9 protein-coding genes are annotated in these 10,387 nt (G+C 34.2%); 2 read left to right on the top strand and 7 right to left on the bottom strand.

What is annotated here, in order from left to right:
- From ACIQ1E_RS12355 to ACIQ1E_RS12340, 4 genes are all read right to left on the bottom strand, one after another.
- A partial coding sequence (locus ACIQ1E_RS12355) for a DUF2490 domain-containing protein (RefSeq protein ID WP_396171610.1) occupies positions 1-498 on the bottom strand: 498 nt, incomplete at its 3' end.
- Positions 499-919: 421 nt separating this feature from the next.
- Positions 920-1,729: a Fic family protein gene (locus ACIQ1E_RS12350; protein WP_396171609.1), complete on the bottom strand. Its 810-nt coding sequence runs from the start codon at positions 1,727-1,729 to the stop codon at positions 920-922.
- A gap of 7 nt (positions 1,730-1,736) precedes the next feature.
- Entirely contained in the window at positions 1,737-2,519 is a 783-nt protein-coding gene (locus ACIQ1E_RS12345) for a DUF2490 domain-containing protein (RefSeq protein WP_396171608.1), read from the bottom strand.
- 60 nt (positions 2,520-2,579) lie between these two features.
- On the bottom strand, positions 2,580-3,242 hold the full coding sequence (locus ACIQ1E_RS12340) for a hypothetical protein (protein WP_396171607.1): 663 nt from the start codon (positions 3,240-3,242) through the stop codon (positions 2,580-2,582).
- 325 nt (positions 3,243-3,567) lie between these two features.
- Between ACIQ1E_RS12340 and ACIQ1E_RS12335 the strand changes: the two genes are divergently transcribed.
- Positions 3,568-4,842 (top strand): acetyl-CoA hydrolase/transferase family protein, encoded by a 1,275-nt coding sequence (locus tag ACIQ1E_RS12335; protein ID WP_396171606.1) that lies wholly within the window; start codon positions 3,568-3,570, stop codon positions 4,840-4,842.
- A 52-nt stretch (positions 4,843-4,894) separates the two neighbouring features.
- Here ACIQ1E_RS12335 and gpmI read toward each other — a convergent pair whose 3' ends face one another.
- Both gpmI and ACIQ1E_RS12325 read right to left on the bottom strand, forming a co-directional pair.
- Positions 4,895-6,412 carry a 2,3-bisphosphoglycerate-independent phosphoglycerate mutase gene (gene gpmI / locus ACIQ1E_RS12330; protein WP_396171605.1) on the bottom strand — a complete coding sequence of 506 codons (1,518 nt, stop codon included), beginning with the start codon at positions 6,410-6,412 and terminating at the stop codon, positions 4,895-4,897.
- A 306-nt stretch (positions 6,413-6,718) separates the two neighbouring features.
- Positions 6,719-9,145 (bottom strand): DUF5916 domain-containing protein, encoded by a 2,427-nt coding sequence (locus ACIQ1E_RS12325; protein WP_396171604.1) that lies wholly within the window; start codon positions 9,143-9,145, stop codon positions 6,719-6,721.
- Between the two features lie 189 nt (positions 9,146-9,334).
- Between ACIQ1E_RS12325 and ACIQ1E_RS12320 the strand changes: the two genes are divergently transcribed.
- Positions 9,335-10,057: a murein L,D-transpeptidase catalytic domain family protein gene (locus ACIQ1E_RS12320; RefSeq protein WP_396171603.1), complete on the top strand. Its 723-nt coding sequence runs from the start codon at positions 9,335-9,337 to the stop codon at positions 10,055-10,057.
- Here ACIQ1E_RS12320 and ACIQ1E_RS12315 read toward each other — a convergent pair.
- Positions 10,046-10,387 (bottom strand): L,D-transpeptidase family protein (locus ACIQ1E_RS12315; protein WP_396171602.1); only part of this gene is annotated, 342 nt, incomplete at its 5' end. The genes ACIQ1E_RS12320 and ACIQ1E_RS12315 overlap by 12 nt on opposite strands.

Genomic DNA, 10,387 nt, shown 5'->3' with positions numbered 1-10,387 from the left:
ATTTGTAAAGAAAATCTCATTCCAAATTTGTGCATATACCGTTTTAGGTTGTATCTTTTTACTATTCAATGGCACTATTGCCGATAACCTATATCTAAATCTATTCCGATACCCATTGGATGTATATCTTTGTTCAGCTCTATATCGATGTTCAAAAGTTAGCCATTTTAACGGGTTCAGCATATTGAATTGTACCCAAGTTCTAATTTCTTCATTTTGTATTGGCATTTCAAAGTTACCACCTTCGCTGTAAGTATTATAGGAACCAATTCCGGTGGTGGCCGAAAAATTTGAAGTTAATTTATAGGTTAGTCCGCCTTTGTACTCGTAGTAATGAAACTGATCATAAAACGATAAACTCCGCAATTGAGTTTCTGCAAATACATTCCACTTTTTATTCACCTTTAAATTAATATTAACTACATTCCAGGTCCCTAAATCATTTTGAGCAACTAATTTCATAGTACAAAAAACCAACGCTAAAGCAATTCTGCCCATACCTGGCAATTAAAAATTAAACTGAAAATTGAGCATAAATATTGCCAAAACATTTCTATACAACCCTGAATTAGAGTTAAACAAATTTAAAAAATTATAATGAGTTAAAGTTTTCATTTACGTAAGATATTTTGATTGTTTTCATTCTATAGCTTGAGCAAATCGAATTGAAACTGATATATTTTTTTGCAAATATAATAGTAATACTATCACAGATGACATTTTTAGTATTAAATTTATCTTAATACTTAGGTGAGGAGCTATCATTAGACGAAGGGTAGCATCAAGAAAGTGCCTGTTTTATAGAATTTAACCGTCTTGAATCATTCCAAAAAAGATTAGGATTTCCTTTCTATAAAAAATCATTGCTTTAGTTCAATTGTCTATAGCAGACTATAGTTATTAGGAATTATGAAAATGACTACTGACTTTCAAATGGGGTGCTTTGATTATTTCTTCTTGCCTTGCCTATAGTATTAATACTATCGTACAAAAAAGTTAAATTAAATATTAATCTATTGAGCTCTTGTTCGAAAAAAAGGTCTGTAAATTCGTTCCAAATCGTTGGATTCCTATTTAGTTCTGCAAAACTCTTGCTCAAAGTGGTTATGTATTCCTTTTTTTCGCTAGAATCATTTATGAAAATGGGAGGATACATATGATACATTAACGTCCAATTTTTTGCAATTCGTGTTACTCGTCCATTTCCGTCTACAAAAGGATGAATTCGAATCAGTTCGTGATGCAAGTAAATGGCTTTAATAATAGGTGATTTGATTTGGTTGCAATTGTAAATTAATTGAGAGACTAAACCTGAAATCAAATTAGGTTCAGGGCAAATGTGACCACCAATTTGTACCGTTGTTTGTCGGTATTTATTCGGATGTATTTTATTTGTTTCAGGGGAAATCAGCCTCAAAAGTTGAAATAATTGTATTTCTTTCTCGAAGTCATTATTGTTTAGAATCTCTTCAACAACAAATTCTAATGATTGTTTTAAATTTCCTAAATACTCAACAGCTTCCTCCTCGTTTTGGGCTTCCATTTGAGCATTCTTTAAAGATAGCAGATCTTTCAAATTTGAAAATCCGTCTAGATAAATATCAAGTAAATCGTCATCAAAATGGTCTCTGCTGTAAATTATCAAACGATATATAGCTTTTGATAAATCTTCGATTTGATCAATTTTAGCACTATTTACCTCTATTATATTTATTGGAAAAAGAATCATATAAAACTTATTTAGCTACTTTTTTTGTTAAATCTAAATTGAGCAAAGTATTAATTACAATACCGTTGTTGCTCTGAAAAACATTGCTTTGGTTGATTTCCCTGCCTAGTTGCAGCGTTTGATTCAAGTAGCCCGCTTCTATTCTAAAATTATTGTCGAAACGATAGCCAAGTACCAAACCTATTCGGTTTTGATCAAAAATATTTTCATTGACATTTTCTCCAAATCCAATAAATATTTCATCATAAGCGGCAATATATGGGGTTTTGTTTTTAATTTCAGTGCCTTTCAAAGGCATTTGAATTCTAAACATATAGCGTATCCGACTCATAAACACATACTCATTTTCAACAGTTAATCCAGGTTGAGTGTATCTCCCAACAAATCGTTGTTCTAACATAAACCGATGTGATAATTCAAATTTTGAAATTTTATCGTTGATTGTTGCCATCTGAAAAATTCGATGTTCCGTAAAATCTTTTCCTTGTGCATTAATTGCATATTCTCCGTAAGGATAAGTTTCGACGTAGGCATAACCCAACCTTAAAAGCAACTTAGAATTTGCTTGATAGTTTACTCCAACTCGCAATAAGTTTTGTTGCTTGTCAGCAATATAGTCTGTTCTTCGTGCCTGAAATTCAGAATGTATACTGAATTTTTCGGCAATTTTAAATGTACCGAAAAAGGCATACCAACCGATTTCATTTTTGTCGACTATACGTGTATTTTGAGCATTGATGCTAAACGAGCAAACCAGCGAAAACAGTAGAACTATTGGCGTATTTCTCATTGTACTTTATATTTTATGACTAAAAAAGGGCTGATTTTTTTGAATCAGCCCTCGTTACTTTTACTCGGGAGAAAAAGGCAAAGACGATTTATGTACAATAATTCGTAATTTTCCGTCTTTTCCTTTCTTGAATACCCATGTTTTATCAACCATAACTTCGTTTCCTTCTTTATCTGTCACCCAAACATTGCCCATAGTTATTGCTACGGAACCATATATTTGTATGCCCTCATTCTTTTCACCAGCATTATCATAACGTGCTTTAACCCACGGCTTCAAAGCAAATCCTTTGTCATCTGGATAATTTGGATCACCACCAACAAAGTAAGCTAAAGCTCCTTTTTTATCATTTCTAAAAGTTTGGTCACCATAAGCCAACGTAGGTTTGAAGAAAACTTTCCCGTAATCATAGTTGTAAGCCTCAGACAAGACTTGATTGGCAAAGCCTTTGTAATCGCCCCCTTCTTCTTTCAACTTTCCAATTTTTACCAACGCATCACACCAAGCCTGTTGTGCGGCATTTACTTCGTCATAGGTTATAATAGCTTGAGCACCTTCTTCAACATAAACTAAACCAAGTTGATCAATTACCTTTTGAACTTCTCCATTAGCTAGTGAAACTGTTTGTTCTTTAGCTTCATTTAGCTTTTGCGAAACTTGATTACAAGAAATAAATAATGTAGCTCCAACAGCTAGACCGAGTATTACTTTTTTTGCATTCATAATGGAAGTATTATATTTTGCCTACTTCTTAAGGAGTGTTCGGCTAGTCTCCTTTTTTATGATACAAATATACACAAATATGATAGTATTACTATCGATTATGAAACTTTAACTTTTATTTATAAAGTGTTAACCTTTACTTAGAGCCTTTAATTAAAAGCAATTCCTGCCTAGCCTCTCATTATATGATAGGTACAGCTACCACAAAAAAACACCAACAAAAGACCTATGTCAAAAAAAAATCTTTGATGTTTTATTAAAAAATTTGAATTACTACCTAATTTTTCATAAATTTATAGTGCGAATTTCACATAAAACTGTCATTATGAACAAATATGTAACTGCTCAAGAAGCAGTAAAAATTGTAAAATCAGGAGACCGAGTTTATCTCCAAGCGGCGGCGGCTGCACCAACTATATTATCTAACGCTTTAACCGAAAGAGCTTCGGAATTACGCAATGTAGAAGTTTGTCATTTACATACCGAAGGAGAAGCTCGTTATGCAAATCCGGCGCTATCTGATAGCTTTCACGTGAATTCTTTCTTTATTGGAGCCAACGTTCGTCATACCTTAAAATCAGGCAACGGTTCTTATACTCCAGTTTTCCTTAGTGAACTACCTTATTTGTTTAGAAAAAAAGTCTTGCATTTAGATGTAGCATTCATTCACGTTTCCACTCCCGACATCCACGGCTATTGTTCGCTTGGAGTATCGGTCGAAGCTAGTATCGCGGCTATTGAATGTGCAACAAAAGTAGTGGCACAAGTCAATCCGCAAATGCCTAGAACTTTTGGAGACGGAATCGTTCATATATCAGAAATTGACTATTTGGTCGAAGTCGATATGCCTATTTATAGTCATACCATGGATGAAACCAGCCCATCTGAAGACAAAATAGGATCCTATATCGCCTCATTGATTGAAGATGAAAGTACTTTGCAAATGGGTATAGGCTCCATCCCCAATGCAGCTTTAGCTAAACTAACCAATCATAAAAACCTAGGATTGCATACCGAAATGTTTTCAGACGGTGTAATCGACCTAATCGAAAGCAATGTTATCAATGGCAATTTTAAAGGCGTTGGACGCGGAAGAGCTTTAGCTACTTTCCTTATCGGATCGCAACGTTTATATGACTTTGTCAATGACAATCCTTTTGTTGAAATGAAAGAGTCATCTTATGTGAATGACACTGCTAGAATACGAAAAAACCCAAAAATGGTGGCTATCAACTCGGCTATTGAAGTCGATTTAACGGGTCAGGTTTGCGCTGACTCTATCGGCCCTAGAATGTATTCTGGTGTGGGTGGCCAAATGGACTTTATCCGTGGTGCTTCATTGAGCGAAGGTGGTAAAGCTATAATTGCCTTGCCTTCTATCACCAAAAATGGCGACAGTAGAATCGTTCCATTTTTGAAACAAGGCGCGGGTGTAGTAACCACCCGATCTCACATTCAATACATTATTACTGAAAATGGTATTGCCAATTTATACGGAAAAACACTGAAACAAAGAGTTGCCGAAATGGTAAAAATTGCTCATCCGAACCATCAAGAATGGATTGACAAAGAGTATTACGCTTTAGTTTCCGGCAAATAAAAAAAGTCCCGCAAAATTTGCGGGACTTTTTTTATCAACAAATTCCTATTTTCTACAAAAGCGAATGTCTAGTCATCACTGCTGGTTTTTCGATTTGCATCAAATCTAAAATGGTCGGTGCTAAATCACCCAAAACTCCATCTTGTATTGATTTCAATTCTTTGTCAACCAAAATAATTGGAACTGGATTTGTTGTATGCGCCGTGTTTGGCGTGCCATCAGGGTTTACCATTGTTTCACAGTTTCCGTGATCGGCGATAATCAAAGTAGTATAATCATTGGCCAAAGCGGCAGTAATAACTTTTTCTACACATTTATCAACAGCCTCACAAGCTTGAATGGCTGCACTCATCACACCAGTATGACCCACCATGTCACCATTGGCAAAATTCAAACACACAAAATCAACCTCTCCTTTATTCAATTCTGGAACCAAGGCATCAGCCAATTCATAAGCACTCATTTCTGGTTTTAAATCGTAAGTGGCTACTTTTGGTGAGTTTTTCAAAATTCGAGTTTCGCCTTCAAAAGGAGTTTCTCTACCGCCTGAAAAGAAGAAAGTCACGTGTGGATATTTCTCGGTTTCGGCAATTCTGATTTGCTTTTTGTTGGCTTTTTCTAAAACTTCACCCAATGTTTCTGTTACGTTGTCCTTGTTGTATACCACTTTTACATTTTCGTAAGTTTCGTCATAATTGGTAAGCGTAACATAATACAAATTCAGTTTGTGCATGTTTTGTTCGTGGAAATCTCTTTGAGAAAGGGTTTCGGTAAGTTCACGACCTCTATCGGTTCTAAAATTAAAGAAAACAACCACATCATCTTCTTTAATTGTAGCCAATGGTTGGTCGTTCTCATCCACCATTATAATAGGATTGATAAATTCGTCTGTTACGTTATTTTCATAACTTTCTTCGATGCTTTTTACCGCATTTTTTGAATGAGTTCCTTTTCCGTTTACCACAACATCATAGGCAATTTTTACTCTTTCCCAACGTTTATCGCGATCCATAGCGTAATATCTTCCGACTACTGAGGCAATCTTTGCAGAAGTATTTGCCATATAATCTTCTAAATTTTGAATGTCAGTTTTAGCAGATTTTGGATCAACATCACGACCATCAGTAAAAGCGTGTACAAACACTTTTTCTAAACCGAAAGCCTCAGTAGCATCAATCAAACCTCTCAAATGCGAAGTATGCGAATGCACACCACCATCAGAAACAAGTCCAAGTAAATGTAAATTAACATTTTTGTCTTTGGCATACTGAAAAGCATCTACCAAAACTTGCTCTTGTGCCATCGATTTATTTTCTACAGCTAAATTGATTTTGGCTAAATCTTGATAAACAATTCTACCTGCACCAAGGTTCATGTGTCCCACTTCGGAATTTCCCATTTGACCTTCTGGCAAACCTACATTTAAACCATCAGTTCTTAGCTGACCAACTGCATATTTTGTATACAAACTTTTGATGAAAGGAATATTGGCATTGTCTATTGCCGATACTTTTGGGTCAGGAGAATTTCCCCAACCGTCAAGAATCATAAGGATTACTTTTTTGCTCATTTTACTTAAATTTTTATACAAAGATAAAGCATTCCAAAAAAATATAAGTACGTCAAAACTACTATTATATATAAAAAAGAGAACTGCAACAAATACTTAAAAATCTGTTGTAAAATCTCTTTTTTTATACAATAAATGCAATGAAAAATCTTCGAAAACCATGTAGAAAAAAATGGCTTTTTGCTGTAATTTAAGTAAAACATACATTGATCAAATCGCCAGAAGCACATTGAAGAATTTTAAGTGTTTTTAAATAGCATTCTTCAATTGATATTAATCTAAAGCATCCATTAAAAGTAAAACCTTTTACTTCCTCTTAAGTGAATTGTAGTCGATATAATAGCGAAGGCTAATAGAAAATATACTGGTCAAATTGGAATCAAATACATTATCAAGGTTAGACTGAATGTTTTTTTCGACAACATTGGTGCTTTCTATGGCATAATTTCGATATAACACAGAGATTTGACTTGCAGGAGCAAACCACCAAGAATAAGACAAATCGAAATTCCAAGAATTGAAATTCCTATTTTTATTTTGATCATAGGTTTTATTTTCAGCTAAATGACCATCGTCTTGCAGCGTAAAAAATTCGTGGTTATCGGCGTATGACCAATAGTATCTCACTACCAAATTTAACGACATTTTATTGGTTAACGAATATTTACCGGTAAAATAATGATCTACAATTTCACGTTTGCGTTCAGCAAAAATGATATCATCCCCATCAAATCCCACCCAACCACGATCATTGACTTTTCGCGTGTAAATTAGATTATAAGACAACGAAAATTTATCACTGAAACGGTTGCTAATTGCCGGTGAAATAAGATATGTAATTCTGCCGTCCTCGTTAAATTTTTCGATAGAACCATCAATATCAATAGAGAACTTTTTATTATCGTTTGATGCAAAGTACAAATAGGAAACGAAGCTCTCGGGTACAAAAACATATTTTCCATACACTCTTGGTTCATAAAAATTATAGCGATCAAAAGGATTTACCTGTATTTTCCCTTCCCAATATTGATTTTTTTTATTAATCGCTGAAAACTTAGCTTGATACCAAGCTTCTTGAAACTTTCCAGTTGTATTTTGAATTTCTACATTAATATTCTGCGAAGCTTTGAAAGAGTTAAAAGTTTTTGTTGGATTAATAATTCTATAACTCATTTCGGCATAACCAGAGTTATAGTTATTCACAAAAATAATCCCTAAGTCATTGATGTCGTAATTTTTTGAAAGATATTTCCCTGAGAACATATACCGATATTTCCCGCTAGTTTTTGCAAAACTCAATTGCGTTTTGAAACCATCATAATTTTCTAAGCCATTATTCAACAAGGAATAAAAAACATTATCTTTTACGGTATTATACTTGAAATCACCCGATAACTTATAGGTGTTGGCTTTGGTATTTAAATCGAATAATAGTGCAGAAACGTTGGCATCGCGAAAATCTCCATTCCTAACTGTGTTGGTATTTACGAAAGAAACTGATGAATTTTGATTGAATCGTTGGTCCAAAACAAAAACATTATAATTGACCAAAGGCTCTATAACTTCCTTCCGTGTTTCGCCAGTATCAGTGTTTTCGATGGTAGCATACGTTTTTTCGGTAATAGCATTCAAAATCCCTATTCCAAGTCCTTTTTCAGTTCTACCAGAAACCTTTACTGCATTCAATAAATCGGTAGAACTCGGATATTCGATTACCTCTTCATCGGCATTCAGTGTTGGCGTAGTATCCGGTTCACCACCAATTCTTCTGGAATAAAAGAGATTTCCTTTAGAAAATAAATCGGTAGCTTCAGTAAAAAAGGATCTGTTTTCATCAAACTGTTGCTCGAAAGGTTCGAGGTTTAGGATGGCATTATCGAATTTGGTTTGTCCAAAATCAGGCACCAAAATTGCATCGAGAGTGAAAGCATCATTAATTCCATATTTGATATCCAACCCTGCTTTGAAAGTCTTGTCAGAAGCATAATCGTCTTTTTGGTAATAAGCCGAAGTGTATGGGATAAAGAAAAGTCGTGTTGGAGTATTGATGTTTTCAATTCCTTCTAAAATTCCTTGTTGTAAAATAACTGCACCTATTTTAGTATCAACAAAATTCCAGGTATATATTTGATCTAAATCACCTCGCAATATTGTACGCGTGAAATTCAAACCCCAGGTCTGCTTCGCCGCCTTCGAAAATCGCAATGCTGCATAAGGAATTTTCATCTCGACAACCCAACCAAAATCAGTGATTCTTACCTCACTATCCCAAATAGCATCCCAGTTATAATCTTCGTCTGTCTCAGTCGCCAAACAATCCATCTGAACTCCGGCCGCACTTACAAAAAAACGAAAATCTTGTTGCCCATCATTATTACCATTTATAGAAACCGAAAAAACATCGGAAACCCCAAATTCATCTCTATCGGTTAATTCTCGTGCAATTTTGCTAGGCTCATCATCGTATAAAACTGCCGAAACATAAATTGCATTATTATCGTAAATAATTTTTACATTGGTTTTTTTGCTTTCGCTGATAGGCTTCCCGTTATCGGGTTCAAACATAATAAAATCAGTTGCAATATTCGCTGACTTCCAAGCTTCTTCATTGATTTTACCATCAATAGTAATACTTTCTTTAGTGTATCTTGCCTGAAGTGTCTTTTTTTGGCCATAAGCACAAAAATTTAACAAAATAAAAAAAAGAAAGAAATTGGGGTAAAACTTCGGCATAAATTAAGATTATGGTTGAGCAAAAATAGTAAAATTAACACAAAAAGCAAACTAAACGAATTTAATATTCACATCAAAAAAGCCATTAAAAGCATAAAAATCATATTTTTTTCTTAAAATTTTTCTCAGCAAAAAATCTTGGCTTATATTTGCAACCCCAAATAAAAATGTCTAACCTAAACACTATCAATGATTTATAAGATATTTCCTGCCGCATTATTTATATTATTTTCGTTATATACCAGTAACAAAAATTCCACAAAAGCCCTAAAATCTCACGAAAAAGAAATTGCAATTGATGCTAGTCCAAATTCCGATTCGAACATCGAGATAACCTACAACAATCTGAATGCCAATCAGTTTGACCTTCCCAAGCTAGAAAGTTTTACAGAAGCGATAAAAGGGTTTAATGCTTTGAAAGAAAAAGGTTTGGTAGAAAAAAATATTTTGACTCTGGTTGATTTTAGCTTATCTTCTAATGTAAAAAGACTTTGGGTAATCGATTTGGAAACCAATACTGTTTTATACAATTCCTTAGTTTCACACGGAAAAAATACGGGCGAGGAATTTGCTAATAATTTTTCAAATGCAAATAGTTCGTACAAGAGCAGTTTAGGCATTTATCTTACCGGTGAAGTATATAATGGCAAACATGGTATGTCGCTAAAACTAGACGGACTTGAAAAGGGAGTTAATGACAATGCAAGGATAAGAGGCGTGGTGATGCACGCGGCAAATTATGTTTCAAATTCTTTTATAAAATATAATAAAAGATTAGGCAGAAGCCAAGGATGTCCAGCTATTCCTAAAGAATTGCTTACCGGAATTGTAAGCACAATTAAGAATAAATCTTGTCTTTTTATTTATCACCCTTCAAGAAGTTTAGAAAAAACTTCTCCTTTATTTTCGTAACTTTCGATACAAATCGGCATCCAAATTATAAATGTCGTCTCTGAAAATCAGATTGTTATTTTCACTCCAAGCGGTCCAATATAAAATATGAATATTGACTTTTTTTGGAATTTTGACATACTTCGTTTTTTTGCCTTGCAAGGTATTAGTCATCTTTTCTGAATTCCAATTCTCCTCGTCTTCCAGTAAATACTCGGCTAATTTTAGTGGGTTTTCAACTCTCACACAACCTGAACTCAACGAACGTTTTTGCTTACCAAAAAAATCTCGATGATTGGTATCATGCAAGTAAATAGAAAACCGATTCGGAAAAACGAACTTGACCATTCC

The sequence above is a fragment of the Flavobacterium sp. genome, from assembly GCF_044348915.1.
Taxonomy (GTDB): Bacteria; Bacteroidota; Bacteroidia; order Flavobacteriales; family Flavobacteriaceae; genus Flavobacterium.
This window is presented reverse-complemented; position numbering and strand designations above follow the sequence as displayed.

Coding starts and splice junctions, on each gene's coding strand:
- gpmI (WP_396171605.1), bottom strand. CDS start 6,412: ATGAGCAAAAAAGTAATCCTTATGATTCTTGACGGTTGGGGAAATTCT.
- ACIQ1E_RS12335 (WP_396171606.1), top strand. CDS start 3,568: ATGAACAAATATGTAACTGCTCAAGAAGCAGTAAAAATTGTAAAATCA.
- ACIQ1E_RS12340 (WP_396171607.1), bottom strand. CDS start 3,242: ATGAATGCAAAAAAAGTAATACTCGGTCTAGCTGTTGGAGCTACATTA.
- ACIQ1E_RS12320 (WP_396171603.1), top strand. CDS start 9,335: ATGATTTATAAGATATTTCCTGCCGCATTATTTATATTATTTTCGTTA.
- ACIQ1E_RS12325 (WP_396171604.1), bottom strand. CDS start 9,145: ATGCCGAAGTTTTACCCCAATTTCTTTCTTTTTTTTATTTTGTTAAAT.
- ACIQ1E_RS12350 (WP_396171609.1), bottom strand. CDS start 1,729: ATGATTCTTTTTCCAATAAATATAATAGAGGTAAATAGTGCTAAAATT.
- ACIQ1E_RS12345 (WP_396171608.1), bottom strand. CDS start 2,519: ATGAGAAATACGCCAATAGTTCTACTGTTTTCGCTGGTTTGCTCGTTT.